Origin of the sequence: Actinopolymorpha cephalotaxi (assembly GCF_013408535.1) — a bacterium.
GTDB lineage: Bacteria > Actinomycetota > Actinomycetes > Propionibacteriales > Actinopolymorphaceae > Actinopolymorpha > Actinopolymorpha cephalotaxi.
This window is the reverse complement of sequence record NZ_JACBZA010000001.1, coordinates 4,862,347-4,887,524: the sequence shown is the minus strand read 5'-3', so window position 1 is coordinate 4,887,524 and position 25,178 is coordinate 4,862,347. Positions and strand designations below refer to the sequence as shown.

Below are 25,178 nucleotides of genomic sequence, written 5' to 3'. Positions count from 1 at the left end.
CTCGTCTCATGGTTGATCTGTCCGCCGCGAGCTCTTTCGTCGCCACTCACGCCCGGCTGCTCGAGCGCCGCCGGTTCGGCCTGCTGACCGGGCAGGCCACGCCCGACCAGGTGGTGACCGCGCTGGTCGCCTACCGCAATCCCGACGGCGGATTCGGCTCCGGCCTCGAGCCCGACCTACGCTCGGCGAGCAGTCAGCCGGTGGGCGCGCTGGGGGCGTTCGAGGTGCTGGGTGAGGTCGCGACGACAGCCGGTGCGGTCGTCGAGCCCGGCCTGGTGGCGCGGACGATGGACTGGCTGGACTCGGTGACCGGGCCCGATGGCGGGGTGCCGTTCGTCCTGCCCACCGCGGCCGATGCCGCGCACGCGCCCCAGTGGACGCCCGAACCCGATCCGGCCTCCTCGCTGCACCTGACCGCCGCGGTCGCCGCCGCCGCGCACCGGATCGCGGGAGTCGACACCAACTCCGAGGTGGGTTCCGACGCGGGTTCCGGCGTGGCCGCCCACCCGTGGCTGCGCCGGGCGACCGACTACTGCTGGGCCCAGCTCACCGACGGCTACCGGCCCGCGCATGCCATCGAACTCCGTTACGTCGTCGAGTTTCTCGACGCGGTGCCCGACCGTCAGCGTGCCCGCGCGGTGCTGGAGTCGTCGATCCGCCCGAACGTGCCCGCGGCCGGTGACCTCGCCGTGGCCGGCGGCGCCGAGGGGGAGCGGCAGACGACCACCGACCTCAGCCCGCTACCGGACTCGGCGTCCCGCGTGCTGTTCGATCCCCGCGCGGTCGACCGTGACCTTTCCCGGCTGGCGGCGGGTCAGCGCGCCGACGGCGGCTGGACGGTCGACTGGGCGCCGTTCTCCGAGCTCTCCGACCTGGAGTGGCGGGGGATCGTCACCGTACGCGCGCTGCGGGTGCTGGCCGCAAACGATCGGATCGACCTGCCCGGCATGCCACGCCGAGTCGCCCGGCCGGAGTGACCTTCCTGCCGAACGATGCTCAGCCGAACGCGGGGTAGATCGGCAGCAGTCCCACACCCGGCCAGGCCTTCGTGGTTGTCGCCCGAACCGTGTCGGCGAGGTCACCCAGCGCCGCAAGGCGGGGTTGACGGCGGGCGGCGTCGGCGAGATTCTCCAACCGGAGTACGAACAACTCGCGGTGCGATGGCAGGTCGAACGACCACTCGTCGAACCGTCTCCGTTCGGCGCCTTCGGCCGCGAGGGCCCGAGGCGTCATCCAGGCCAGCGACCACAGCGCCCAGTACGCCGCGCATGCGTCCAGCGCCGCGTCGAAGTCTGCGGTGCCGGTGCCGTCCGTGCTGTCGGGGCAGGTCACGTCCCGGCCGGCCTCGGCGAGCCGTTGGCGGTAGCGGCCGACCAGCACGTCGGGGAGCCCTTCCGGCAACCGGCGTACACACCAGCAGGTGGGCATGACCGTGCGGACGTAGGCGAGGTCGAGGAGCGCGTGCCGGAAGCCGCCGAACTCCAGGTCGAACAACCGCACCGTGGCGTCGTCGTCGACGTGGTTGTTGTCCGGGCAGCAGTCGTTCGGGCTGTACGCCTGCCAGGAGGGCACGGCCAGGGTCTCCTCGATCCAGTCGACCGCGGCCAGGGCGGCCTCGTCGATGGCGGTGGCGAGGCCGGGATCGAGGTCGGCCAGCGCGGGGACGAGCTTGGTGCGGACGTCGTACCCGATGCCCTCCTCCTTGGCCGGCACCCCGAACCGCGCGCGCAACCGGTCGTACTCCTCGTTCCGGTCGAAGGAGGCCAGGTGGACGCGGGCCAGGGCGTCGACGTAGCCGGCCATCCCGGCCCGGGCGGGCTCGGCGCCCTCGCGCAGCAGGATGTGGGCGAGGCTGTGGTCGGCGCCGAGGTCCTCGATCAGGATGAACCCGAGGTCGGCGTCACCGCCGTAAAAGGTGGGGGTTCCGCCCTTGCTCGGGGTGGAGGACAGGAACTCCAGTCCGCACCACTCGTTCCACAGCCGGTGGGCGGGGCTCCAGAAATCGGTGGCGGCCCGGTCGAACTCCCCGTCGTCGCCGCGATGCGCCACTTTCACCACCGCTGACGGGAACGGCGCGCCGTCGAGGACCAGCCGGGCGACGTGCGCGTGGCCGTCCACGCGCAGCGGCTCGTAGCCCGTCACCCGGACAGGTGTGGCGAGGTGCTCGCTCAGCAGGGCGGACGCGCGGGCCGCGATCCCGGCCGGAAGATGGACGTCGAGGGACTCCTCGGCGGCCTGATCTGGCCCAGGCCGATCGATCACGGGCTCGTCGGTGACAGGTTGGTCGACCATGGGCTCGTCGGGCGCGGCCTTCGACGACGGCGGGATCATCGCCGCAGAGTAGGCCCCGGCAGCCACCGGCGGTAGCGGATTTCCCGCGTCAGGTGCGGCTGCTGCCGGCGGGGCCGGAGGTCTCTCCCTCGTCACCGCCGAGGTCGCGTTCGCGGCGTTCGAGGTCGGCCTGCCACTGTCGCAGCCGGTCGTCCTCGGACTTCTGCCGCATCCGGGCGAGCCGGGCGAGGAACTCCGGGTCGTCGTCGGGCGCCGGTGGCCGGCCGGACCGGACCGCGGGCCGGCTGGACGAGCCGCCCTCGGCGGGTCGGCCGAGTGTCAGCCAGCCGACCGGTCCGGCGTACGGAAGGAACGTGACGACCAGCGCCCACGCCCAGCGGGGCATGGCGCGGACCCGGTCGGATCGGCTCTGCGCGAGGTCGACCAGGCAGTAGACGAGCAGGACCAGGGCGATGAGGACTGGTAGCACGCGAAGCACCGGACCCCCTCCCGGACGGCTGTGGGGTGAAGTTACCCCCGAGCGTAGCCGTCCGGAAGGTTCGAGGCCCGTGGTCCGGCGGGTGGCCGGCTCAGCGCTGCCGGTCGGAGCGGCTGGTTCGGAGCGGCTGGCTCGGCGTGGGCGGGTTCAGCGCGGCCGGCGGGTGAAGCGGCGGAACCGGTGGCCCATGCGGCCGGCGGTCGCGGACGCCTGCAGGTCGGCCGCGAGCGAACCCTGCGAGGGTGTGGGGACGCGACGGGAGGTCGCGAGCGAGGTGGTGCCGAGGTGCGGAAGCTGACGGAGCGTCGGGAACTCCGGGGAACCGATGAACATCGTGGTGGTTGTGCCCCTTGGATCGTTGGTGTATCTAGATGTACGCCGATGATTCTATGGCTTTGATGCGCAAAACGCCAACGAAACACTGATCATTTGCCCGGGACGACGGAGGAATGTGATGGACGAGCTGGACGGCCGCCTGGTCGCCGCCCTGCGGGAGAACGCCCGCGCGTCGTACGCCGAACTCGGCCGGCTCGTCGGCCTGTCCGGCCCGAGCGTCCAGGAGCGCGTCCGCCGGCTGGAGGAACGCGGCGTGCTCACCGGCTACCGCGCCCTGGTCCGGCCGAACGCCGTCGGCCTCACCGTGACCTCGCTGATCGGGCTGCTGCTGTCCGACAACGCCGACCAGAACGCGGTGGTGGAGCGGCTCGTCGGCGTACCCGAGATCGAGGACTGCTGGTTCGTCGCCGGTGACGAGTCCTACGTCGTCAAGGTGCGGGTCGCCGACGTCGACGCGCTGGAGGAGTTGCTGGGCCGGCTGCTGCGGGTCGAGGGCATCAGCCGTACGCGCACCACCCTGGTCCTGTCCACGAAGTGGGAGGGGCGGCTGCCGATGAGCGGGCTGCCGGACGCGAGCAGTGCCGAGCCCGACGCGGACGCCGGCGCCGACCCCGGTGCCGGGTAGCGTTTCGCACATGGCCGAGAGCGCACTGGTGACGCTGGACGACGTACGCACCGCCGCCAACCGGATCGCCGACCAGGTGCTGCGCACCCCGCTGGTCGCGACGTCCTGGGGCGAGCCCGACCGGCCGCTGTGGCTGAAGCCGGAGAACCTCCAGGTCATCGGGGCCTTCAAGGTCCGGGGCGCACTGAACGCCGTCGGCGCGCTGACCGAGCAGGAGCGCGCGCACGGCATCGTCACGCACTCCTCCGGCAACCACGCGCAGGCGGTCGCGCTGGCCGGCCGGGAGTACGCCGCGCAGGTGACGGTGGTGATGCCGGACACCGCGCCCGGGGTGAAGATCGCCGCCACTCGCGCGCTGGGCGCCGAGGTGGTGATGGTGCCGGCCGCCGAGCGGGAGTCGCGCACCGCCGAACTCGTCGCCGAGCACGGCTACGCCTACGTCCCGCCGTACGAACATCCCGACGTGATCGCCGGTCAGGGCACGATCGGGCTGGAGATCCTCGCCGACCTGCCCGACGTGGCGACCGTCCTGGTGCCGGTCGGCGGAGGTGGCCTGCTGTCGGGTGTGGCCACCGCGGTCAAGGCGCTGCGGCCCAACGTCACGGTGCTCGGCTGCGAGCCGGAGCTGGCCGGTGACGCCGCGGAGAGCATGCGTCTCGGCGAACGCCGGGTGTGGCCGGTCGAGCGGACCTACCGCACGATGGCCGACTCGCTGCGGACCGGGCTCGGCGAGCTCACCTGGGCGCACCTGCGTGAGCACGCGGACGGCGTGCTCACCGTCACCGAGGACGCCATCGCCGAAGCGGTGCGGGTGCTCGCCACCCGGTCCCGGCTGGTGGCCGAGCCCGGGGGTGCGGTGACCACGGCCGCCTACCTCAGCCGCTCCGGCGAGCTGCCCGCCGGCCCGGTCGTGGCGGTGGTGTCCGGCGGCAACATCGAGCCCGACCTGCTCGTCAAGCTGCTCGGCTCCTGACGTACGCTGCCAACGTCGTGCGTACCTTCCTCGTCTACACGCTGCTCCGGCTCGTCGTCTTCCTGGCGTGCTTCGGAGTGCTGTACCTGCTGTTCGGCGCCCATGTGTCGGCGTGGCTGATCGCGTTGCCCGCCGTGCTCCTCACGTCCGGTCTGTCCTGGTTGCTGCTGCGTCAGCGCGGCGTCGAGGCCGGTGCGGCGCTCACCTCCGGGCTGCGGTCCGTGCGGGGGCGCCTGGACACGTCCACCCGCCGGGAGGACGTCGACGGCTGACCGGGCCGATCCGATCCGATCTGGTCCCGGCCCGCGCGCGTTCGATCGTTCCTGCCCCGCGTTCACGTGTTCACAATCCTGGTCACTTCGCACCCCGTCCGCTTCGCAAACGTGTACTCTCGTCCAAGTAAAGTTGCACGAACGTACAGATTCGACGTGAGTCCCGGGGAGAGTGTGCGATGGCGTGGCTGGTGCTGGTCGGATCGGGGTTTCTCGAAGCGGGCTGGGCGATCTCGCTGAAGTTGTCCAACGGCTTCACCCGACTGGTGCCGTCGGTGGTGTTCGCCGTCTGCGCGGTAGCCAGCCTGGGTGGACTCGCCTGGGCGATGAAGCAGATCCCGGTCGGTCCGGCGTACGCCGCCTGGACCGGCATCGGCGCGTCGGCGACCGCCGTGATCGGCATGGTGTTCCTGGGTGACGGCTTCTCCGTCCTGAAGCTCGTCTCGCTGGTGCTGATCATCGCCGGGGTGGTCGGGCTCAACCTGTCCGGGGCGGGGCACTGACCGCCCGGCAGGAGCCGCGCCAGCAGCCCCGGCAGGAGCGTGGCCAGCGGCGCCGGGACGCCCTGATCGCCGCGGCCGCCGACCTGCTCCAGGACGCCGGGGTGGACGCGGTGAGCCATCGCGCGGTGGCCCGCCGGGCCGGCGTACCCCTCGGCTCGACGACCTACTACTTCGCCTCGCTGGACGACCTGCGGGCGGCCGCGGCCGGCGCCCTCGCGCAGCGCTGGGTACGCCGGGCCGCCCGCTCCGCCGCCTCCGTCCCGAAGGGAAGTTACAGCGAACGCGAGGCCGCCCGCCGGCTGGCCCGCGCGGTGCTGCCGGGCGGGCGCGCCGCGGTCCTCGCGCAGTACGAGCAACTGCTCGCCGCTGCTCGCCATCCCGCCGTCGCCGCGGTCCTGCGGGGGATGCGGCCGGCGTTCCTCGAGGTGATCGACGACCTGCTCGCCCGCACCGGCCGGTCCGGCCTGGTGAGCGCCGACGTGGTGCTCGCGGTCGTCGACGGCGCCGCGGTGAGCGCGCTGTCGGAGGGCCGCGGTGACGCCCGCGACGTCGCCACCGACCTGCTCGCGCCGCTCCTCGGCGACCGATGACCGGCGGTCTCGTACACGCCGAGTTCCCGTCCGGTCACCTTCTGCTGACCTAGCATCGTCGCCATGGCGGAGGGAAACCGGAGCTCGCCCTACCTCACGGCGGCGGGCCTGGTGGTTCTCATCGCCGCGGCGGCGGGCTTCTTCGCCTGGTCCTACACCTACGCGTTCGCCAACCCCGGCCCGCAGGAGGTTCCGGTCGCCGTCGTCGGCTGGGAAGGGACGCAGCACCGCGCCTTCGTGGCCGGGATGGACCACGCGCTGAACGGTGCGCTGGTGCCCCACTCCTTCGCCACGACCGCGTGGGCCCAGTACGCGATCGAGGAGCAGACGGTCTTCGCGATCTTCGACCTTCGGCAGGAACGGCGGGTGACGGTGGAGGTGTCGTCGGCGTCCGGTGCGTCCGTGGCCCAACTCCTCGAGCAGGCGGCGCCGGCCGTCGGCAGGGCGGTCGGCGTGGAGGTCGTCGTACGCGACCTCAACCCGACCCAGCAGGGCGATCCGCGCGGCCTGGTGATCTTCTACGTCACCCTGGCGGCGGTCGTGGTCGGCTTCGTCGGGGCGACCCAGCTCTGGATGCACGCGAGCGACCTCGGTCCCGGCGTGCGGATCGCGTTCACCGCGGCGTACTCGCTCCTCGGCGCGTTCGCCATCGTGGCGGTCGTGGACTGGCTCCTCGGCGCGCTCCACCTGCCGTTCGTGCCGGTCTGGCTGACGCTGGCGCTCGCGATGTACGTCGCCGGCGCGCTGTTCCTCATGTTCCTGGTCCTGATCGGGCCGTGGGCGATCATCCCGACCTGGGCGATCATCGTCCTGCTCGGAAACCCCGCCTCCGGCGGCGTGGTCTCCTGGCCGCTGCTCCCGTTGTTCCTGCGGGTCATCGGGCCCTGGCTCCCGTCCGGCGCCGCGATCGCGGCGATCCACACCGAGGTCTACTTTCCCGGGCACCTGCACGTCCTGCCGTTCCTCGTGCTGGGCGGGTGGGCGGCGCTGTCGACGCTCGTCTTCTGGCTCGTACGGCGGCGGCAAGGGTGGGTTGACAGGACGTCGACGGCGGATCCTCCGCCGAGACGGGGTTAGGGTGCGGCCATGTCAGCGCCGTCCGACCTGCCCACGCCGCCCGGACTGCCGGTACCGCCGGCACCGCCGGTACTGCCCGTCCCGCCCCGGCCGATGCCCGACCGCGACTGGGTGGCCGAGGCCGTCCGCCGGGTGGAGGCCGACGCCAACCGCAGCGCCGACACCCACCTGCACGTGTTCCCGCTGCCGGCGCGATGGGGCATCGACCTCTACCTCAAGGACGAGTCGGTGCACCCGACCGGCAGCCTCAAGCACCGGCTGGCGCGGTCGCTGTTCCTGTACGCGCTGACCAGCGGCTGGCTGGGCCCGGACACGCCGGTGATCGAGGCGTCCAGCGGCTCCACCGCGGTCAGCGAGGCGTACTTCGCGCGACTGCTCGGGCTGCCGTTCGTGGCGGTGATGCCGGCGTGTACGAGCCCGGAGAAGATCGCGCTGATCGAGTTCTACGGCGGCCGCTGTCACCTGATCGACGACCCGCGCGGGATCTACGCGGAGTCGCACCGGCTCGCCGAGGAGACCGGCGGCCATTTCATGGACCAGTTCACCTACGCCGAGCGCGCCACCGACTGGCGAGGCAACAACAACATCGCCGAGAGCATCTTCGAGCAGCTCCGGCTGGAACGTCACCCGGTGCCCAGGTGGGTCGTGGTCGGCGCCGGGACCGGCGGCACCAGCGCCACCATCGGCCGGTACGTCCGCTACCGCCGGCACGAGACCAGGCTGTGCGTCGTCGACCCGGACGGCTCGGCGTTCTTCGAGGGCTGGACGCGCGGCGACGCCGAGGTGACCGCGGTCGGATCCCGGATCGAGGGCATCGGCCGCCCGCGGGTCGAACCCTCGTTCGTCCCCAGCGTCGTCGACACCATGCTGCGGGTGCCGGACGCGGCGTCGGTGGCGGCGATGCGGCACCTGCTCGGGGTGACCGGCCAGCGCGCCGGCGGCTCCACCGGCACCAACCTGTGGGGTGCACTCACCCTGGTCGGGCGGATGCGCGCGGCAGGGGAGCGGGGGAGCGTGGTGACGCTGATCTGCGACGGCGGCGACCGGTACGCCCACACCTACTACGACGACGCCTGGGTGGCCGCGCAGGGGCTGGACCTCGCGCCGTACGCCCGCCGGCTGGCGGCCTTCACCTCGGCCGGAACGCTCGAGTCCGGCGACGCTCGGTAGCCGCGGCTGGACGGTCGGCCACGCGGCGACTCCGCGTGGGCGGCCCCGGCGTTTCCGGGCGGTGCACCTGGGTAGCGGGCAGTTATGACCGACGAACCGCGCCGCGACTCGCAGGACAAGTCTCGCTGGGCCAAGGAAGGCGCCACGCCAGGCGAGGATCCGCGTGACATCGACGAGGAACAGATCACCCCGGAGTACGTCCGGCGGCTCCAGGAGCGCCGGCAGGTGACCCATCCTCAGCCGGAGTCCGAGGACGAGATGGGTACGTCGTCCAGTACGAACGACCCCACCGAGCGCACCTGACGGCGAGGTCGGAGGCCTGGCGGCCTCAGGCGAGGACGAGCCCGACCGCGAGCAGTACGGCGTAGGCGAGTTCGGCCACTCCGTTGTCGCGGAGTACCGGGATGAGCGCCCGGCCGGTGGTCCCGCGAAGCACCGTGGCCACCGGCCGGATCGCCAGCGGCAGCGAGAGCAGGGCCAGCAGCGTCCACGGCGTCACCGTCACCGCGAGCAGCACCACCACGACGTACGCCACGACCTGCAGCCCGGCGTACAGCAGGCGGGACCCGCGGTCTCCCATCACCACCGCGAGGGTGCGCTTGCCGCTCTCCCGGTCGGTCGGGATGTCGCGCAGGTTGTTGGCCACCAGCAGCGCGCAGGTGAGCGCGCCGACGCCGAACGCGCACGCGACGGCGGGCCAGGTCACCCGGCCGGTCTGGACGTACGTCGTGCCGATCACCGCGACCAGGCCGAAGAACACGAACACGCTGATCTCGCCGAGCGCGTAGTAGCCGTAGGGCCTGCTGCCTCCGGTGTAGAACCACGCGGCGGCCACCGCGGCCACGCCGACCAGCAGCAGCCACCAGGCGGTGGTGAGCGCGAGGACCAGGCCGCAGACCGCGGCGACCGCGAAGCAGCCGAACGCGACGGCCTTCACCGTCTTCGGCCGGGCGGCACCGGAACCGACCAGGCGCTGCGGGCCGACGCGGTTGTCGTCGGTGCCGCGGATGCCGTCGGAGTAGTCGTTGGCGTAGTTGGAGCCGACCTGCAGGGCCACCGCCACGACGAGCGCGAGCACGGCCTTCCAGGCGACGAACGAGCCGGCCGCTGCGGCCGCGCCGGAGCCCACGACGACCGGTGCGATCGACGCGGACAGCGTGCGCGGACGGGCGCCGTCCCACCACTGTGCGGTAGTTGCCACGGCCGGATTCTTTCAACGGCGGTGTGGTTCACCGCGCCCGGGTCGGTCCGGGTTGGTCCGGGTCGGCGGCGCGCAGGGCCGAGCGGTCGACCTTGCCCGAGGGCAGCAGCGGCAGCGCGTCGACCACCACGAGTTCGCGCGGTGCGTAGGCGCGGGGATGCGCCGCGCTCACGTGGTCGCGGACGTCGGCCAGCCCGGGCGCGCCCGCCCCCGGCCGGAGTACGACGTACGCCCGGACCCGGGAACCCCACTCGGCGTCCGGGATCCCCACCGCCGCCGCCTCGGCCACCCCGGGACAGGACGCGACCGCGCGCTCCACCGCGAGCAAGGGCACGTTGACACCGCCGGAGACCACCACGTCGTCGGCCCGGCCGAGGATCTCCAGCGTCCCGTCGGGGCGCAGCCGGCCGAGGTCGCTGGTCACGTGCCGACCGTCCACCAGGGCCTGCGCGGTGAGGTCGGGCCGGCGGCGGTAGCCGGCGAACACGGTCGCGCCGCCGATCCGCACCAGGCCGCTCGCCTCGTCGATGTCCAGGTCCACCCCGGCCAGCGGCCGCCCGTCGTAGACGCACCCGCCGCACGTCTCGGTCATGCCGTACGTCGTGACCACCCGTACCCCGGCCGACCGGGCCCGCTCCAGCAGCGCCGCCGAACTCGCCCCGCCGCCGGCCAGCACCGCGTCGTAGGACCGGAGCGCGTCCACCGCCGCCGGTCCGGCGTCCAGCAGCCGGCCGAGCTGGGTCGGCACCAGCGCGGTGTACCGGCGACCGGACGAGCCCGACGAGCCGGATCCCAGCCGTGACGTCGCCGCCGTGAACGCCTCCACCGTGAACCGGCCCGGCATCACCACTGGCGTCGTACCGGCGACCAGCGACCGGACCAGCACCTGCAGGCCGGCCACCCGGGTCGGCGGCAACGCCAGCAGCCACCGGCCGGGACCGCCGAGAGCGTCCAGCGTCGCCCGGGCCGAGTGCAGCAGCGCCGCCGCGGGCAGCAGCGCGCCCTTCGGCTCTCCGGTGGATCCGGACGTGGGCAGCACGACGGCGATGTCGTCGCGTTCCAGCGGAAGATCGGTGCGGAGTAGGGTCAGGATCTGTTCGCGCTCGGGTCCCGGCGCGAGCGGCGCCAGCGCAGGACCCTCGCCGTCGAGCCGGTCCGCGAGCAGCGCGAGCAGTCCGCCGACACCGGCCCGCACGACGCCGTGGTCGGCATGATCGACTAGGGCCCCAGGTGAGCTGCCGCCCGGATCGGGAGGGGGCTCGTCCACGAGTTCGACGGCGACCAGTCGGCGGTGGGAGTCGGTGGGCACGTGACTAGGCTACGAGCCCGGTCTCGTGACACTGTGTCACCGTGAAGTTCGGGACCTTACCGGGACGCCCTGACGGGGGGACGCGGAAGTTGAGACGGAGGATGCGGCCATGATCATCCGGGCGGACGGCGATCTCCACGTCTTCGCGGTGGCCATGCGCAACCGCTTCCGCCGCATCACCGTCCGCGAGGGGATCCTGGTTCGCGGCCCGGCCGGCTGGGCGGAGTTCAGCCCGTTCCTCGACTACGACGACGCCACCTGCGTCCCCTGGCTGCGCGCGGCCCGCGAGGCCGCCTACGACGTGTGGCCCACCCCCGTCCGCGACGCGATCCCGGTCAACTGCACCGTCCCCGCCGTCGGCCCCGAGCAGGCGCACGCGGTGGTGTGCCGCGGCGCCGGCTGCCGTACCGCCAAGGTGAAGGTCGCCGAACCCGGCCAACCCGAGTCCGACGACCTGGCACGGGTGGAGGCGGTCCGCGACGCCCTCGGCCCCGACGGCCGGATCCGGGTGGACGCCAACGGCGGCTGGGACGTCGACACCGCGGTCCGGATGATCAGCTGGCTGGACAAGGCCGCCGGCGGTCTGGAGTACGCCGAGCAGCCCTGCGCCACGGTCGAGGAGCTCGCCCAGGTACGCCGCCGGGTCGAGGTGCCCATCGCCGCCGACGAGTCGATCCGGCAGGCGGCCGACCCCTACCGCGTGGTCCGGCACGAGGCCGCCGACATCGCCGTGTTGAAGGCCCAGCCGCTCGGCGGGGTGCTCGCCTCGCTGCGGATCGCCGAGCAGATCGGCCTCCCGGTGGTGGTGTCGAGCGCGCTGGAGACCTCGGTCGGGATCGCTGCCGGGGTCGCACTGGCCGCCGCTCTGCCGGAGCTGCCGTACGCCTGCGGCCTGGCCACCGTCTCGATGCTGACCGCCGACGTGGTGGCCGACCCGCTCGTCCCCGTGGACGGCGCGTTGCCCGTCGTACGCCCCGAACCCGAACCCGCCCGGCTGGCAGCGGCGGCCGCCGACGAGGCGACCCGGCAGCGCTGGCTGGAGCGCCTGGACCGGGTGGAGGGCCTGGCGTGAACCCGTCCACCGCACTGGCCCGGGTGATCGTCGACGAGCTGTGGCGGTGTGGCGTACGCGAGGCGGTGCTCGCGCCCGGATCGCGCAACGCCGCGCTCGCGTTCGCCCTGCACGCCGCCGACGCCCAGGGCCGGATCCGGCTGCACGTACGCGTCGACGAGCGGACCGCCGGGTTCCTCGCGCTCGGCCTGGCCAAGGCCGGCCGCCGCCCGGTCCCGGTGGTGTGCACGTCCGGCACCGCCGCGGCCAACCTGCACCCGGCGGTGCTCGAGGCCCACCACGCGGGCGTGGCCCTGCTGGTGCTCACCGCCGACCGGCCGCCGGACCTGCGCGGCGTGGGCGCCAGCCAGACGACGGACCAGATCAAGCTGTACGGCGACGCGGTGCGGCTCTTCCACGAGGTCGGCGTACCCGAGGCCCGGCCCGGCCAGAACGCCTACTGGCGCGAGCTCGTCGGCCGTGCGACCTCGGTGGCCCGCGGGTTCCGCGACCGCAACCCCGGCCCGGTGCACCTCAATCTCGCGTTCCGCGACCCGCTGGTGCCCGACCCGGCCGACCCGGTGGACCTCGACGATCCCCGCCTGCGCGACGTCTGGCCGGAGTCCCTCTCCGGTCGGTCCGGGAACGCCCGGTGGACCCGGATCGAGCGGCTGTCCACCGACCATGTCGCCTGGCTGGAGGAGGGGCCGCGCACGGTGGTGGTCGCCGGCGACGGCGCCGACGCGCAGGCCCGCTGGCTGGCCGAGACGGCCGGCTGGCCGCTGCTCGCCGAGCCCTCCAGCGGCGCGCGGTCCGGCCCGAACGCGCTCGGCCCCTACCGCCTGCTGCTGGACACCCGGCCCGACCTCGAGGCCGGCATCGAACGCGTGGTCGTGCACGGCTGGCCCACCCTGTCCCGTCCGGTGACCCGGCTGCTGGCCCGCCCGGACGTCGAGGTGGTCGTGGTGTCCCGACGGCCGTCCTGGCCCGACGCCGGTCACCAGGCGTACCGCGTCACCACGACCGCGGCGCTGGACGGCACGGTAGAGGGCGCCGGCCGGCGCGAGCCGGACGAGTGGCTGGCCGCCTGGCTGGCCGCGGACCGGGCCGCTCGTGCCGCCGTCGACGATGTCCTGGCAGCTGAGCCCGGGTTCACCGGGCTGCACGTCGCCTGCGAGGTCGCCGGCGTCCTGCCGGGCGGAGGCCTGCTGGTGGCCGGGTCCTCCAACCCGATCCGCGACCTCGACCTCGCCGGCGCGCCGTGGAGCAACCGGCTGGTCGACGAGTCCGGCCGGATCGACCCGCGCGACCACCGGCGGGTGCTGAGCAACCGCGGCCTGGCCGGCATCGACGGCACCCTGTCCACCGCGATCGGGGCGGCGCTGGTGCACCGGTCCGGTCCGGCGTACGCACTGGTCGGCGACCTCACGTTCCTGCACGACGCGAACGCGCTCGTCCGCGGCCCGTACGAAGCCCGGCCCGACCTCACGATCGTGGTCGTCAACGACGACGGCGGCGGCATCTTCTGCACCCTCGAACAGGGCGGGCCCGACCACGCCGACGCGTTCGAGCGGATCTTCGGTACGCCGCACGGCGTCGACCTCGGCTCCCTCGTCGCGGCCACCCACACGCCCTTCGTCCGGGCCACGACGCGGGAGGAACTGCGGGGCGCGCTGTCCCGGTCGCGCGGCCTGCGGGTGGTCGAGGTCCCGGTCGACCGGACGCGGACCCGGGACCTGCACGCCCGGGTACGCGAGGCGGTTTCGGTGGGATGATCGGCCGGTGCACGGCGAACTCACCGACGACCCAGCCACCTTCCTGACCTCGGCCGCGGACTTCCTCGCGGCCGATCCGGTGGTCAACAACGTGCTGGTCACCAACGTCACCGGCCGGGCGGCCGGAGTGATCATCGACCCCGCGCCGGCGACGTACCTCACGGTGCGAACCGACGACGACGAGCGTGGCGCCGACGAGCGTGGCGACGGTGGCGGTGCGGGCGGTGAGGTGGCGGCCGTCGCCATGCGGACCCCACCGCAGCGGGTGTGGCTGTCCGCGGAGTCCGGCCCGGCCGCCGAACTCGCCGCGAAACTCCTGGCCGGCGCCTGCCCGGACGCGGCCGGCGTGGTCGGCACGCATCCGTACGTCGCCGACTTCGTTCGCACCTGGGAACACCTCACCGGTGCGACGGCCGTGCCGGAGATGGCCGAACGCCTGCACGCACTGGACGCGGTGACACCGCCGGCGGCGGCGGTTCCGGGCGAGGCGAGGCCGGCCACCACCGCCGACCGGGACACGCTGCTGGCCTGGTGCCTCGCCTTCGAGGCGGATGCCGCCGACGCCGCCGGACGGCCGGTGAACGCGCTGACCGAGGTGGAGCGCCACCGCGTGACCGAGGCGGTCGACCTGCGGCTGGCCGAACGGCGTTCGTGGGTGTGGGACCACGACGGAGCGGTGTCGCACCTCGGCGTCACCACGCCGGTGCACGGCGTCGTCCGGATCGGCCCCGTCTACACCCCTCGCGACCGGCGCGGTCGTGGGTACGCCAGCGCGCTGGTCGCCGCGGTGAGCCGGCACGAGCTGGCTGCCGGCGCCAGGACGTGCGCGCTGTTCACCGACCTGGCCAACCCGACGTCGAACAAGATCTACGCCGCGGTCGGCTACCGGCCGGTGCGCGACGTCACGGCGTACCGCTTCGAACCGGCAGCCCGGTGAGGCTCCGCGCGAGGGAGACCGGTGTGAGGGCGACCGGTGTGCGGCCACCCGGTGCGGGGCGCGACTGTGGGCGCACGGTGCGATGGCTCAGCGTGTGCTGGCAGGCTGACCCGTCATGACGACGGCGTACGGCGGCCGGACCCGGTTCCCGGTCGTACTCCTCCTGGCTCCGCTCCTCGCGGGGCTGGTGCTGGCCGCCCTCGGCCCGGCCCATCCGGCGCCCGCCCACGCGGCCGCAGCCGGGACCGCCAAGGCAGCCGACGCCACCGAGGGCGACCGCATCCCGGCGTACGACCTCACCGCACGGGTCGGCACCGACGGGTCGGTCACCGTCCGTGAACGGTTCACCTACGACCTGGCGGCAGCCCGGGCCACGCCGCTGAACTGGGCGGTGCCGATCCGGTTCACCTCCGCCGGCGACAGCGCGGACGCCCGCGACCAGGCGACCGGCCAGGTGGTGTCGGTGCAGGACCTGGCGGTACGCATGGACGGCCGTCCGGTGCGTACGTACCACGACCATCAGGCCTGGTGGTACTCCGTGTGGATCGGACCGGACGGCACCACGCCGGCCGGGCGGCACAGCTACGAGGTCAGCTACGTCCTGCGCGGACTGGTCACCGCACCGAATCCCCAGCTGCGCGGCACCAACGTCCCCCGCAGCGCGGAGATGTGGTGGAACGCGATCAGCTCCCACGAGGAGCCGATCGACCGGATGCGGCTGACGCTGACCGCGCCGCAGGAGCCGGCCCGGGCGTCCTGCACCGTCGGCGACAACACCACGCCGTGCAGGGCCAGGGTCAGCGGTTCGACGGTCACCTTCACCGCCGCCGACCTGCCGGGCAGGAGCCCGGTGACCACCTACACCGCACTCCCCGGGGTGCACGCCGAGAACGCCACCGCGATCCTGCCGGGCGTGAGGGCGACGATGCGCAGCAATCTCGCCGGCCCCGGCGCGACGGCCGGCCTGCCCGCCGGTGTCGTGTGGGCGGTTGCAGCGCTGTTGATGGCGGCGGTGGTCGTGGGCCTGGTACTCCTCGCCCGCCGGCCGCGCCTGCCGAGGCCGGCGGTGCGTGACATCGGCGCCCTGGTCGCGATCGGCGGGCTGGTCCTGGCGTACTTCCTGGCGGGGTACGACCTGGTGTGGTGGGCGCTGCCGGTGGTCTGCCTCGGCGCAGCCCTGGCCGTGATGAGCCTGACCCTGCCCTCCCACGAGCCGAGCCGACCGAGCCGGACGAGCCGACCGAGCCGGACGGACCCGGAACCACGCGCACCCAAACCGGTTGCCCCGCCCGGGTAGGGTTGGCCCGTCCCCTCGATCCGGGAGTGATCCGACCGATGCGCAGCTGATCCGCGGGCTTCGTCCGTTGAGTGGAACGCCTTCGTTCCACCCGGGAGTCCGCCGACGTTCGGCCCTCGCGCGCGCTTTCTGCTGAACAGCCCTGCTGAACAGCCGCGCACCATGCCGGCCAGATCTCTGGCCACGTCGCCCCCGGAGCAGCCATGTCCGCCGTGTCGGCTATGTCCACCCTCGTCGTTCGCGACGTTGCGCTTCACCTCGGTCCCCAGCTCGTTCTCGGGGGCATCTCCGCCACCGTCACGCCCGGTGACCGGTACGCCGTCGTCGGGCCCAACGGCGTCGGCAAGACCACGCTGCTGCAGGTGATGCTCGGCGCACTCGCCCCCGACCAGGGGTCGGTCGAACGCCAGCCCGCCGCGGCCACCGTCGGGCTGCTGCCGCAGGAGCGGGACGCCCGCGCGGGTGAGACGCTCGCCGGCTACCTCGGGCGGCGCACCGGCGTCACCGCGGCCGAGGCCGAGCTCACCGGCGCGACCACGGCGCTGGCCGAGGGCGCGAAGGGTGCGGACGACCGGTACGCGCTCGCCCTGGACCGCTACCTCGCCCTCGGCGCCGCGGACCTCGACACCCGCGCGCCCGCCGTCCTCGCCGACCTGGGCCTGCCGCCGGAGCGGCTCGGCGACCCGGTGCTGTCCCTGTCGGGCGGGCAGCTCGCCCGGCTGGCGCTGGCGTCGGTGCTGCTGGCGAAATTCGACGTACTCCTGCTCGACGAACCCACCAACGACCTCGACCTCGCCGGGCTGGCCAGGCTGGAGGAGTTCCTCACCGGCCGGTCCGGTGCGCTGGTGGTGGTCTCCCACGACCGCACGTTCCTGGAGCGGGTGGCGACCGACGTACTGGAGATCGACGAGTTCGCCCGGCTGGGTCGCACGTACGGTGGCGGGTTCGGCTCCTACCTGGCCGAACGCGAGCGCGCTCACGCCGCCGCGCAGGAGGCGTACGACACCTACTCCTCCCAGCGGGACGCCCTGCTGGAACAGGCGAAACGCAAACAGGAATGGGCCCGTTCGGGTGCCCAGCGGTCGGCCCGCAAGCCCGCCGACAACGACAAGTTCGTCCGGCACTTCCACATCCAGAAGGCCCAGGGCACCGGCGCCGGCGCGGCCCGCGCGCAGCGGGCGGCCGACCGGCTGGCCGAGGTCGAGGAGCCGCGCACTCCGTGGGAGCTGCGGCTGAAGCTGGACCAGGGGTCCCGCAGCGGCGCGCGGGTCGCCGGGCTCGCCGGAGTGGTGGTGGAACGGGGGGCGTTCCGGCTGGGGCCGGTCGACCTCGACCTGCGCTACGCCGACCGGATGGTGGTGGTCGGGCCGAACGGCGCCGGCAAGTCCAGCCTGATCTCGGTGCTGCTCGGCCAGTTGGAGCCGACGGCGGGGGAGCGGTGGATCGGGCACGGCGTGGTGCTCGGCCAGATCGACCAGGTGCGCCGGGGTGTGGCCGCCGACGTCGTGCTGCTGGACGCCTTCCGGCAGTCGTCCGGGCAGGACGAGACCGAGGCGCGGACCCTGCTGGCGAAGTTCGGACTCGGCGCGGACGACGTCGTACGGCAGACCGGGTCGCTCTCGCCCGGGGAGCGGACCCGCGCTGACCTGGCACTCCTCGTCGCGCGGCAGGCCAACCTGCTGGTGCTGGACGAGCCGACCAACCACCTCGACCTGCCGGCGGTCGAACAGCTCGAACAGGCGCTCGCGGACTACGACGGTACGCTCGTGCTCGCCAGCCACGACCGGAAGCTGGTCGAAGCCGTCCACCCGACGCACATAGTTCATGTGCTGGACGGGCACATCAGCGTCGAATGCCCGTAAGACTAGAGTTGGTTACTCACCCGTAGCATTTGGACCGGACTTGATCCACCATCGGATCCGCACCGTGGAGGGCCCATGCACGCTCCAGACCTCGGAAGCTCCGTGCAGGAGGCAGTCCACGACGTCGCCCAGACCGTCAAGCCGAAGTTGCGGGGCTGGCTGCATGCCGGGACCTTCCCGCTGTCGGTGGTGGCGGGCATCGTCATCGTCGTCCTGGCGCCGAGCACCGAGGCCAAGATCGCGACCGGGATCTTCGCCCTCACGGCCAGCCTGCTGTTCGGGGTGAGCGCGCTCTATCACCGCGGGCACTGGTCGCCGCGCGCGGCGGGAGTGCTGCGCCGGCTGGACCACGCCAACATCTTCCTGATCATCGCCGGCACCTACACGCCGTTCACCCTGCTGTTGCTGGACAAGCAGAACGCGAAGGTGCTGCTCGCCATCGTGTGGGGCGGCGCCCTGCTCGGGGTGGCGTTCCGGGTGCTGTGGCTGGGCGCACCGCGCTGGCTGTACGTCCCGGTGTACATCGCGGTCGGCTGGGCGGCGGCGTTCTGGCTGCCGGACTTCTTCGACCACGGGCGGGGCGTGGTCTTCGCGATGATCCTCACCGGCGGGCTGCTCTACTCCGCGGGCGCGATCGTGTACGCCACCAAGAGGCCGAACCCGTCGCCGCGCTGGTTCGGGTTCCACGAGGTCTTCCACGCCTTCACGGTGCTGGCGTTCATCGCCCACTACGTCGGTGTGTCACTGACCGTGTACTCCTGAGGGTTTGGCGTACGGTCGCTCGCTGCCGCCGACCCTCCCGGTCGCGACCGGGAGTTTTCGCGAGACGTCAGGCCATCCTGGCGTAGGCATCTCTCACCAGGTCGGACAGGACCCTGGTGTCCACGTCCGCCGGTGTTTTGACGTACAGGCAGCCCTTGCCGGTCTTGTGTTTGCCGAGCTGCTCTGTCGCCGGATCTTCAGGGTCGATTCCGTACACCGCCGGTGCCTGCTTGCGGGCCGAGAACCCCACGCGCAGGCTGTCGCCCTCGCGCCCGGACTCGTACCTGTAGTGGTACCGGCCGAACCCGACGATGCTCGGTCCCCACATCACCGGTGGTTCGCCCGTTGCGCTTCGCATCAGGTCGCACAGTGCCGCCGCGTCCCGGCGCCGGCCGTCGTCGGCGATGCCGGCCAGGTAGTCGCCCACGTCGCTCGCGGTCGGAACGGTCTTCGGCTTGCTCATGGCGGGATCGTATCTTCGGGCACCCGCCCTGACGGCGCACTCGCGACGGCCTCGCTGCGGGCTGAGGAGCCGAGTCACTCACGCACATGGCGAGCTGGGAAGACTCTTGGGTGCTCTAGGCCCTGTAAGTCTTCCCAGCTCGCGGCGTTTGGGTTTCCCGGGCCCGTGCGGGACGCGATTCTTCCGCGGAAGAATCGCTCAGTCGTCGAAAGTCTGCGACCGGACGAGCCACTTCCCGTTGCTCTTCGCGAACTCGATGCGCCCCTTCGCGGACCGGGGGCGGTGTGCTGGTGGGCGTCGGCCTGCCGGACCGGGTCAGCCCGGCTTGACAGCCCGCGTCGCGAAGTAGGCCGACAGGTATTGAGCGGATGCGTCGGAGTGGTGCGGCGCTTCCGCGAAGCCGGTGAGGACGAACCCGGCCGCGAGTTGCCCGCCGATCTGGTCGGTGAGGGTGTGGCTGTACTCGAGAGGGGCATCCGCGCCGAACTTCGCGGCGCGTTCCTCGGCGGAGTACTGCGTGACATCGCTGTAGGGCAGCTTGTGCACCACGATCAGCTCGCCGCGCTCGTCGAGCACCTCGTGGTCGAACAGGTACACATCAGGGTTGAGGAAGCCCGCGAGCAGAGTTCCGCCCGGTCGCAGGACGCGGAAGCACTCACGCCACACCGGTGCCAGGTCTGGTACGAACAGGTTGGAGACCGGATGGAACACGACGTCGAACGTTGCGTCGCCGAAGGCGCTGAGGTAGCGCATGTCGCCCAGGACGGTGCGCAGCTCGAGTCCGTCGCGCGCCGCCACCAGCTGGTCCTGGCCGAGCTGGCCGGGTGAGTTGTCGAACACCGTGACGCGCGCCCCTGCGGCGGCGAGGATCGGACCCTGCTGGCCACCGCCGGAGGCAAGGCACAACACGTCCTTGCCGGTCAGGTCCGCCGGCAGCCAGGAGCGGTCGACCGGCTCATGCCCGATGAGAACGATCGACCAGTCGCCCGTGCGGGCGCGCTCGACAGCCTCGGCGCTCACCGGCGTCGACCACTCGTTGCCCTCTTGGACGTACTTGTCCCAGGCCGCCCGATTGTGGGCAGCCGGGTCGACAATGTCCTGCACGTTCAACTCCCTGCTCCAGCCAAGCGGACGCCTACGGCGCTGACGGTTCGGTGCCGCCGACCACCACGACTGCAGGGTACGAGCCCGACGAAATCGGCCCTGTCCGAGGACAAGCCACTGCCCTTGAAAAGGGGTCTGTCTCGCGGAGAAAGGCCGAGACGCCGCGCCCGGGCCCGTACACCTACGGCTGGTCGAGGGCCGGCGCGGAAGCCGACGTGTCGTTGGGGTCCGGGGTGAGCGCGTCGCGTACGGGCACCAGCTTCGCCTGCGCCTCGGCGAGCTCGGACTCGGGTACGGAGTCGGCCACGATCCCGCACCCGGCGTACAGCCGCAGCCGGCGCGGGTCCTCGGAGTCCACCTGCGCGCACCGCAGCGCGATGCCCCACTCGCCGTTCCCGGCGGCGTCCACCCAGCCGACGGGCCCGGCGTACCGCCCGCGGTCCATGTGCTCCAGCTCCGCGATCAGCGAGAGCGCGACCGGGGTGGGGGTTCCGCAGACCGCCGCGGACGGGTGCAGCGCCGCCGCGAGCTCCAGCGCGCTCGAGCCGTCCGCAAGCACCCCGGCCAGGTCGGTCGCGAGGTGCATGACGTTGGGCAGGTGGAGGACGAACGGCGACTCCGGAACGTTCATGCTCGTGCAGTGCGGCGCCAGCGAGTCGGCCACCGAACGTACGGCGTACTCGTGCTCCTCCAGGTCCTTGCTCGACCGCGCCAGCGAGGCGGCCAGGGCCAGGTCGCGCGCGTCGTCGTTGGTGCGGCGGATCGTCCCGGCGAGCACCCGCGAGGTGACCAGGCCGTTCTCCAGCCGGACCAGCATCTCCGGCGTCGCGCCGATCAGGCCGCGCACGGCGTAGGTCCAGCAGGCCGGGTAGTCCCGCGCGATCCTGGCCAGCGGCCACCGGAAGTCGACCGGCTTCTCCGCGACGGCGAGCAGGTCGCGGGCAAGCACCACCTTGTCCAGGTCGCCGGCGTCGATCCGGCGTACGGCATCGGCGACCGCGCTCGCCCACTGGGCGCCGGTCAGTGCCCCGTCGGCGAACACCACTCCCTGCGGGCGCTCCGGCGGGGGAGGGGTGCCGAACAGCGAGGGCAGCGACGGCACCGTCGGCAGGGCGGGCTCGACGGAGATGGTGGTGAGCCAGCGGCGGTCGCCGCGGCGGCCGAGGACCACCCGGGGTACGACCAGCGCCGAATGGCCCGGATCGTCGGCGAACGCGAAGGAGCCGAACCCCACCAGCCCGGTGCCGGGTTCGCCGATCTCGTCCCGTACGGCGGCGGACTCGGCCAGCTTGTCCCACCATCGCACCGCGATCGCGAACCGGTCGGGGCCCGCGACGTCCAGCCGGGCCGCCTCGCCGTGCCCGACCAGGCCCTCGCCGCGCCGCACCCAGGCGGTCGCCTCCTCGGCGGGCAGGGTCTGCAGGAGATCGAGTCCGGCGTGCACGTCGGGGTCGAGCTCGGTGGTGCGTACGACCAGCCGGGGCACGTCAGGGGCCGCGAACTCGTCCGTGGGGATGGCCGATGATTCCGTCACGGCTCACCAGAGTAGGTGTCGGCCGAGGTTAAGGCGCGGGTGCGGCCGTGAGAGGTTGGACACGTGGCACGTGCATCCCTGGCAAAGCAGCCGGCCGAAGTGGCGGCGATGTTCGACGAGATCGCCGAGCGTTACGACCTGACCAACGACCTTCTGTCACTGGGTCAGGACCGCTGGTGGCGGCGGGCGGTGGTGAAGGCGGTCGACCCGCGGATGGGCGAACGCGTGCTCGACCTCGCGGCCGGCACCGGCACCTCCAGCGAGCCGATGGAACGCGACGGGGCGTTCGTCGTCCCCTGCGACTTCTCGGTCGGAATGCTCGGCCGGGGGAAGCGGCTGCGGCCGGAGCTGCCGTTCGTCGGCGGGGACGCGCTGGCGCTGCCGTTCGCCGACGAGAGCTTCGACGCGGTGACCATCTCCTTCGGCCTGCGCAACCTGGTCGACCCGCGGGCCGGGCTGGCCGAGCTGCTGCGCGTCACCCGGCCAGGTGGGCGGGTCGTGGTGTGTGAGTTCAGCCACCCGGTGTGGCAGCCGTTCCGCCGGGTGTACGTGGAGTACCTCATGCGCGCGGTGCCCGGAATCGCCCGACGGGTGGCGTCCGAACCCGAGTCGTACGTCTATCTCGCCGAGTCGATCCGGGCCTGGCCCGACCAGGCCGGCCTGGCCGCCGAGTTCGCCGCCGCCGGGTGGGACCGGGTCGAGTGGCGCAACCTCAGCGGCGGCATCGTCGCCCTGCACCGGGCCTACCGCCCCTGACGTTCCGTACGCCCTTTCCCGGGGCGTGCCCCTGCGACATCAGCCCAGAACTCCGGCCGCGGCCGGCGCTGACCAGGTGAAGGAGCGACGAGGTGTGGGACCGGATCACGGTCGAGCCCGGGAAGATGGAGGGCCGGCCCTGCATCCGTGGACTGCGGTTCACGGTGGCGCAGTTGATCCGCCTCGTCGCGGCCGGCTGGACGCTGGAGCAGATCCAGGACGAGTACCCCTTCGTCGAGGCGGAGGACCTGCGGCAGGCGCTGCTGTACGCCGCGGCCGCCAGCGACGTGACGACGATGCCGCTGCGGGACTTCGCGTGAGGTTCCTCGCCGACAAGAACATCTCCGTCCGGCTGTGTGATCACCTCCGGGCGGCCGGGCACGACGCGGTGCACGTCGACCACGTGGGCCTGTACGACGCCGGGGACGCCGACCTGCTCGAGCACGCCCGCTTCGACCAGCGGGTGGTCGTCTCCGCGTTCACCGACTTCGGCCTGCTGCTGGCCGCCCAGCGCTCGTACGGCCCGTCGGTGCTGCTGACCAGGGAGATCAGCGTCGCTCCGGCGGCCGTACTCGCCGACTACTTCCTCGCCCACCTGGACCTCGTCGCGCACGACCTGCGGCAGGGGGCGATCGTGGCGTTCGGGGCCCACGGCATCCGGGTGCGGCGGCTCCCGCTGGGCTGAGGGCGGCTCCCGCCGGGCTGAAGGCCGGCTCCGCCGGGCTGAAAGGGCAGGTGAGCGGCGGTGCGATTGTCCGGCACCGGCCAGCAGGTTTTTGACAACCGAAACGTCGCTTAAATCCCCAGGTCAACCCGGGGATGGGGGCTTGCGTGCGGATGGCGAGGAACCTCGTAGACTGTGACCGTCGCGGACTCGTGAAGGTGTTCACAAGTGCGCGCAGCAGACACCTCAGCACCACCGCATCAGGTCCCGAATCTCTCTTCCCAGGCAAGGGCCATGAGCCGCAACAGCGCTGATCACGACGCGGACGTCATCGTCGTCGGAGCCGGTCCGGCGGGCGCTACGACCGCCTACCACCTCGCCCGCACCGGACTCGACGTCCTGATGCTGGAGAAGACGGCGTTCCCGCGCGAGAAGGTCTGCGGCGACGGCCTCACTCCCCGCGCGGTGAAGTCCCTGGTGGCGATGGGCATCGACACCTCGACCGAGGCCGGCTGGCTGCACAACAAGGGCCTGCGCATCTACGGCGGCGGCATGCGGCTGGAGCTGCCCTGGCCCGACCTCGCGGAGTACCCCCCGCACGGCCTGGTCCGCAAGCGCACCGACTTCGACGAGACCCTCGCCCGCCAGGCCCAGAAGGCCGGCGCCCGCCTGCACGAGCGCACCACCGTCACCGGTCCCGTCACCGACGAGCGCACCGGCCGGGTCGTCGGCGTGACCGCGAAGCCGGTCCGCGAGCCCGGCTCCGGCGGCGGCGCCGGGACCGAGGTCACCTACCGCGCGCCGGTGGTGATCGCGGCGGACGGAAACTCCTCCCGGCTGTCGGTCTCGACCGGCCGGATGCGCCGCGAGAACCGCCCGATGGGCGTCGCCGTCCGCACCTACTTCGAGAGCCCCCGGCACGACGACGACTGGCTGGAGTCCTGGCTGGAGCTGTGGGACGGCAAGCCGGGCCAGAGCAACCTGCTTCCCGGCTACGGCTGGATCTTCGGCATGGGCGACGGCACCAGCAACGTCGGCCTGGGCATGCTCAACACCGCCACCGGCTTCCAGAACGCCGACTACCGCGGCCTGCTGAAGGCCTGGCTGTCGTCGGTGCCGCCGGAGTGGGGTTTCGTGGACGACCACCAGGTCGGCCCGATCCGCGGAGCGGCACTCCCGATGGGCTTCAACCGCAAGCCCCACTACGCTTCCGGACTGATGCTCGTCGGCGACGCCGGCGGCATGGTCAACCCCTTCAACGGCGAAGGGATCGCCTACGCCATGGAGTCGGGGGAGATGGCCGCCGAGGTCGTCGCCCAGGCCCTGGCCCGCCCCGACGATGCGCAGCGCGAGCGGGTGCTGGAGAGTTATCCGCGGGCGCTTTCGGCGAGGTACGGCGGCTACTACACAATGGGCCGGATCTTCGTGAAGGCGATCGGAAACCCACAGGTGATGAAGATCGCCACCCGCCACGGCCTGCCGCACCCGGTGCTGATGCGCTTCACGATCAAACTGCTCGCCAACCTGACCGACCCGCGCGGAGGTGACGCCATGGACCGGCTCATCAACGCGCTCGGCAAGGTCGCCCCGGCGGCGTAGTGATCATGCGAGTTCCACACCACGTTCCACCCAGACATCCGGCCGGCCGACCGGCACGGCCGGCCGAAACCCACCGGGCGAGGGAGTCCTAGGATGACCACCCCGGGGGCCGGTACGACAACAGCCAGAAAGGGGAGCAGGTCGGCGTGAACCCCTATGTGCCGATTCTCATTCTGCTTCTGCTCGGCGGCGGCTTCGCGGTTGTCTCCGCCGTGGCCGGCTCCGTCATGGGACCGAAGCGCTACAACCGGGCCAAGGTCGAGTCGTACGAGTGTGGGATCGAACCCACCCCGCAGCCGGCCGGTGGTGGCCGCTTCCCGGTGAAGTACTACATCACCGCGATGCTGTTCATCGTCTTCGACATCGAGATCATCTTCCTCTACCCCTGGGCGGTCGCCTTCGACTCGATGGCGATGTTCGGCCTGGTCGAGATGGTCTTGTTCATCCTGACCGTGTTCGTCGCCTACGCGTACGTCTGGCGCCGCGGAGGCCTGGAATGGGACTGATCCAGGTCACCGGGCCGGTCCGCCGCCGTCGTCGTACGGAAG

28 protein-coding genes are annotated in these 25,178 nt (G+C 72.6%); 20 read left to right on the top strand and 8 right to left on the bottom strand.

The window, feature by feature from the left end; translation table 11 throughout:
• Positions 1 to 8: 8 nt before the first annotated feature.
• Positions 9 to 977: a hypothetical protein gene (locus FHR37_RS21560; protein WP_092882362.1), complete on the top strand. Its 969-nt coding sequence runs from the start codon at positions 9 to 11 to the stop codon at positions 975 to 977.
• Between the two features lie 19 nt (positions 978 to 996).
• On the opposite strand, the gene FHR37_RS21555 is transcribed toward FHR37_RS21560, so the two are convergent.
• The 3 genes from FHR37_RS21555 to FHR37_RS21545 form a co-directional block, all read right to left on the bottom strand.
• Complete coding sequence (locus FHR37_RS21555) at positions 997 to 2,331, bottom strand: hypothetical protein (protein ID WP_092882363.1); 1,335 nt, start codon at positions 2,329 to 2,331, stop codon at positions 997 to 999.
• Positions 2,332 to 2,380: 49 nt separating this feature from the next.
• The gene (locus FHR37_RS21550) at positions 2,381 to 2,761 is read right to left on the bottom strand and encodes a PLD nuclease N-terminal domain-containing protein (RefSeq protein ID WP_175542412.1); all 381 of its coding nucleotides are present in this window, start codon (positions 2,759 to 2,761) and stop codon (positions 2,381 to 2,383) included.
• A gap of 156 nt (positions 2,762 to 2,917) precedes the next feature.
• Positions 2,918 to 3,103: a hypothetical protein gene (locus FHR37_RS21545; RefSeq protein WP_092882365.1), complete on the bottom strand. Its 186-nt coding sequence runs from the start codon at positions 3,101 to 3,103 to the stop codon at positions 2,918 to 2,920.
• A 121-nt stretch (positions 3,104 to 3,224) separates the two neighbouring features.
• Here FHR37_RS21545 and FHR37_RS21540 point away from each other — a divergent pair, with 121 nt between their 5' ends.
• The 8 genes from FHR37_RS21540 to FHR37_RS21500 all read left to right on the top strand — a co-directional run bounded on the left by FHR37_RS21540 (position 3,225) and on the right by FHR37_RS21500 (position 8,619).
• Positions 3,225 to 3,731, top strand: coding sequence for an Lrp/AsnC family transcriptional regulator (locus FHR37_RS21540; RefSeq protein ID WP_092882366.1), 507 nt, complete (start codon positions 3,225 to 3,227; stop codon positions 3,729 to 3,731).
• A 10-nt stretch (positions 3,732 to 3,741) separates the two neighbouring features.
• Positions 3,742 to 4,704, top strand: coding sequence for a threonine ammonia-lyase (locus FHR37_RS21535; protein ID WP_092882367.1), 963 nt, complete (start codon positions 3,742 to 3,744; stop codon positions 4,702 to 4,704).
• A 17-nt stretch (positions 4,705 to 4,721) separates the two neighbouring features.
• Complete coding sequence (locus tag FHR37_RS21530) at positions 4,722 to 4,976, top strand: DUF4229 domain-containing protein (protein WP_092882368.1); 255 nt, start codon at positions 4,722 to 4,724, stop codon at positions 4,974 to 4,976.
• A gap of 179 nt (positions 4,977 to 5,155) precedes the next feature.
• Positions 5,156 to 5,479, top strand: coding sequence for a DMT family transporter (locus FHR37_RS21525; RefSeq protein WP_092882369.1), 324 nt, complete (start codon positions 5,156 to 5,158; stop codon positions 5,477 to 5,479).
• The gene (locus FHR37_RS21515; RefSeq protein WP_092882370.1) at positions 5,476 to 6,069 is read left to right on the top strand and encodes a TetR/AcrR family transcriptional regulator; all 594 of its coding nucleotides are present in this window, start codon (positions 5,476 to 5,478) and stop codon (positions 6,067 to 6,069) included. Before FHR37_RS21525 ends, FHR37_RS21515 begins: the two co-directional genes overlap by 4 nt.
• 63 nt (positions 6,070 to 6,132) lie before the next feature.
• Positions 6,133 to 7,146, top strand: coding sequence for an ABC transporter permease (locus FHR37_RS21510; protein WP_092882371.1), 1,014 nt, complete (start codon positions 6,133 to 6,135; stop codon positions 7,144 to 7,146).
• A gap of 93 nt (positions 7,147 to 7,239) precedes the next feature.
• Positions 7,240 to 8,316 (top strand): L-cysteine desulfhydrase Cds1, encoded by a 1,077-nt coding sequence (cds1, locus tag FHR37_RS21505; RefSeq protein WP_092882490.1) that lies wholly within the window; start codon positions 7,240 to 7,242, stop codon positions 8,314 to 8,316.
• Between the two features lie 84 nt (positions 8,317 to 8,400).
• Positions 8,401 to 8,619, top strand: coding sequence for a hypothetical protein (locus tag FHR37_RS21500; RefSeq protein WP_092882372.1), 219 nt, complete (start codon positions 8,401 to 8,403; stop codon positions 8,617 to 8,619).
• A 25-nt stretch (positions 8,620 to 8,644) separates the two neighbouring features.
• On the opposite strand, the gene FHR37_RS21495 is transcribed toward FHR37_RS21500, so the two are convergent.
• The gene (locus FHR37_RS21495; protein WP_092882373.1) at positions 8,645 to 9,517 is read right to left on the bottom strand and encodes a 1,4-dihydroxy-2-naphthoate polyprenyltransferase; all 873 of its coding nucleotides are present in this window, start codon (positions 9,515 to 9,517) and stop codon (positions 8,645 to 8,647) included.
• Positions 9,518 to 9,545: 28 nt separating this feature from the next.
• Positions 9,546 to 10,826 (bottom strand): AMP-binding protein, encoded by a 1,281-nt coding sequence (locus tag FHR37_RS21490; protein ID WP_237768667.1) that lies wholly within the window; start codon positions 10,824 to 10,826, stop codon positions 9,546 to 9,548.
• Between the two features lie 109 nt (positions 10,827 to 10,935).
• On the opposite strand from FHR37_RS21490, the gene FHR37_RS21485 reads away from it, so the two are divergent.
• The 6 genes from FHR37_RS21485 (at position 10,936) to trhA (ending at position 18,510) form a co-directional block, all read left to right on the top strand.
• Entirely contained in the window at positions 10,936 to 11,898 is a 963-nt protein-coding gene (locus tag FHR37_RS21485; protein WP_092882374.1) for an o-succinylbenzoate synthase, read from the top strand.
• Complete coding sequence (gene menD / locus FHR37_RS21480; RefSeq protein ID WP_092882375.1) at positions 11,895 to 13,652, top strand: 2-succinyl-5-enolpyruvyl-6-hydroxy-3-cyclohexene-1-carboxylic-acid synthase; 1,758 nt, start codon at positions 11,895 to 11,897, stop codon at positions 13,650 to 13,652. Before FHR37_RS21485 ends, menD begins: the two co-directional genes overlap by 4 nt.
• 7 nt (positions 13,653 to 13,659) lie before the next feature.
• Positions 13,660 to 14,589 carry a GNAT family N-acetyltransferase gene (locus tag FHR37_RS33250; protein WP_092882376.1) on the top strand — a complete coding sequence of 310 codons (930 nt, stop codon included), beginning with the start codon at positions 13,660 to 13,662 and terminating at the stop codon, positions 14,587 to 14,589.
• A gap of 115 nt (positions 14,590 to 14,704) precedes the next feature.
• Positions 14,705 to 15,886: a DUF2207 domain-containing protein gene (locus FHR37_RS21470; protein ID WP_092882377.1), complete on the top strand. Its 1,182-nt coding sequence runs from the start codon at positions 14,705 to 14,707 to the stop codon at positions 15,884 to 15,886.
• A gap of 203 nt (positions 15,887 to 16,089) precedes the next feature.
• A complete protein-coding gene (locus tag FHR37_RS21465; RefSeq protein WP_237768668.1) occupies positions 16,090 to 17,748 on the top strand; it encodes an ABC-F family ATP-binding cassette domain-containing protein in 1,659 nt (552 codons plus the stop codon).
• A 75-nt stretch (positions 17,749 to 17,823) separates the two neighbouring features.
• Positions 17,824 to 18,510 (top strand): PAQR family membrane homeostasis protein TrhA, encoded by a 687-nt coding sequence (trhA, locus tag FHR37_RS21460; RefSeq protein WP_092882379.1) that lies wholly within the window; start codon positions 17,824 to 17,826, stop codon positions 18,508 to 18,510.
• Between the two features lie 67 nt (positions 18,511 to 18,577).
• On the opposite strand, the gene FHR37_RS21455 is transcribed toward trhA, so the two are convergent.
• The 3 genes from FHR37_RS21455 to FHR37_RS21445 all read right to left on the bottom strand — a co-directional run bounded on the left by FHR37_RS21455 (position 18,578) and on the right by FHR37_RS21445 (position 21,611).
• The gene (locus FHR37_RS21455; protein ID WP_092882380.1) at positions 18,578 to 18,973 is read right to left on the bottom strand and encodes a DUF1801 domain-containing protein; all 396 of its coding nucleotides are present in this window, start codon (positions 18,971 to 18,973) and stop codon (positions 18,578 to 18,580) included.
• Positions 18,974 to 19,288: 315 nt separating this feature from the next.
• Positions 19,289 to 20,077: a class I SAM-dependent methyltransferase gene (locus FHR37_RS21450; protein ID WP_092882381.1), complete on the bottom strand. Its 789-nt coding sequence runs from the start codon at positions 20,075 to 20,077 to the stop codon at positions 19,289 to 19,291.
• Between the two features lie 181 nt (positions 20,078 to 20,258).
• Positions 20,259 to 21,611 (bottom strand): isochorismate synthase, encoded by a 1,353-nt coding sequence (locus FHR37_RS21445; protein WP_092882382.1) that lies wholly within the window; start codon positions 21,609 to 21,611, stop codon positions 20,259 to 20,261.
• Positions 21,612 to 21,674: 63 nt separating this feature from the next.
• Between FHR37_RS21445 and FHR37_RS21440 the strand changes: the two genes are divergently transcribed.
• The 5 genes from FHR37_RS21440 to FHR37_RS21420 all read left to right on the top strand — a co-directional run bounded on the left by FHR37_RS21440 (position 21,675) and on the right by FHR37_RS21420 (position 25,136).
• Positions 21,675 to 22,367 carry a demethylmenaquinone methyltransferase gene (locus FHR37_RS21440; RefSeq protein ID WP_092882383.1) on the top strand — a complete coding sequence of 231 codons (693 nt, stop codon included), beginning with the start codon at positions 21,675 to 21,677 and terminating at the stop codon, positions 22,365 to 22,367.
• A gap of 92 nt (positions 22,368 to 22,459) precedes the next feature.
• Complete coding sequence (locus FHR37_RS33245; protein ID WP_092882384.1) at positions 22,460 to 22,687, top strand: DUF433 domain-containing protein; 228 nt, start codon at positions 22,460 to 22,462, stop codon at positions 22,685 to 22,687.
• On the top strand, positions 22,684 to 23,052 hold the full coding sequence (locus tag FHR37_RS21430) for a DUF5615 family PIN-like protein (RefSeq protein ID WP_092882385.1): 369 nt from the start codon (positions 22,684 to 22,686) through the stop codon (positions 23,050 to 23,052). The genes FHR37_RS33245 and FHR37_RS21430 overlap by 4 nt, the downstream gene beginning before the upstream one ends.
• A gap of 273 nt (positions 23,053 to 23,325) precedes the next feature.
• Entirely contained in the window at positions 23,326 to 24,630 is a 1,305-nt protein-coding gene (locus FHR37_RS21425; protein WP_092882386.1) for a geranylgeranyl reductase family protein, read from the top strand.
• A gap of 146 nt (positions 24,631 to 24,776) precedes the next feature.
• Positions 24,777 to 25,136: an NADH-quinone oxidoreductase subunit A gene (locus tag FHR37_RS21420; protein ID WP_092882387.1), complete on the top strand. Its 360-nt coding sequence runs from the start codon at positions 24,777 to 24,779 to the stop codon at positions 25,134 to 25,136.
• Positions 25,137 to 25,178 lie beyond the last annotated feature (42 nt).

Bases quoted from the DNA above. Each gene is read 5' to 3' on its own strand.
- FHR37_RS21560 (WP_092882362.1), top strand. From the start codon at position 9: ATGGTTGATCTGTCCGCCGCGAGCTCTTTCGTCGCCACTCACGCCCGG.
- FHR37_RS21555 (WP_092882363.1), bottom strand. From the start codon at position 2,331: ATGATCCCGCCGTCGTCGAAGGCCGCGCCCGACGAGCCCATGGTCGAC.
- FHR37_RS21545 (WP_092882365.1), bottom strand. From the start codon at position 3,103: ATGTTCATCGGTTCCCCGGAGTTCCCGACGCTCCGTCAGCTTCCGCAC.
- FHR37_RS21540 (WP_092882366.1), top strand. From the start codon at position 3,225: ATGGACGAGCTGGACGGCCGCCTGGTCGCCGCCCTGCGGGAGAACGCC.
- FHR37_RS21535 (WP_092882367.1), top strand. From the start codon at position 3,742: ATGGCCGAGAGCGCACTGGTGACGCTGGACGACGTACGCACCGCCGCC.
- FHR37_RS21525 (WP_092882369.1), top strand. From the start codon at position 5,156: ATGGCGTGGCTGGTGCTGGTCGGATCGGGGTTTCTCGAAGCGGGCTGG.
- FHR37_RS21510 (WP_092882371.1), top strand. From the start codon at position 6,133: ATGGCGGAGGGAAACCGGAGCTCGCCCTACCTCACGGCGGCGGGCCTG.
- cds1 (WP_092882490.1), top strand. From the start codon at position 7,240: ATGCCCGACCGCGACTGGGTGGCCGAGGCCGTCCGCCGGGTGGAGGCC.
- FHR37_RS21500 (WP_092882372.1), top strand. From the start codon at position 8,401: ATGACCGACGAACCGCGCCGCGACTCGCAGGACAAGTCTCGCTGGGCC.
- FHR37_RS21485 (WP_092882374.1), top strand. From the start codon at position 10,936: ATGATCATCCGGGCGGACGGCGATCTCCACGTCTTCGCGGTGGCCATG.
- FHR37_RS21470 (WP_092882377.1), top strand. From the start codon at position 14,705: ATGACGACGGCGTACGGCGGCCGGACCCGGTTCCCGGTCGTACTCCTC.
- FHR37_RS21465 (WP_237768668.1), top strand. From the start codon at position 16,090: ATGTCCGCCGTGTCGGCTATGTCCACCCTCGTCGTTCGCGACGTTGCG.
- trhA (WP_092882379.1), top strand. From the start codon at position 17,824: ATGCACGCTCCAGACCTCGGAAGCTCCGTGCAGGAGGCAGTCCACGAC.
- FHR37_RS21455 (WP_092882380.1), bottom strand. From the start codon at position 18,973: ATGAGCAAGCCGAAGACCGTTCCGACCGCGAGCGACGTGGGCGACTAC.
- FHR37_RS21425 (WP_092882386.1), top strand. From the start codon at position 23,326: ATGAGCCGCAACAGCGCTGATCACGACGCGGACGTCATCGTCGTCGGA.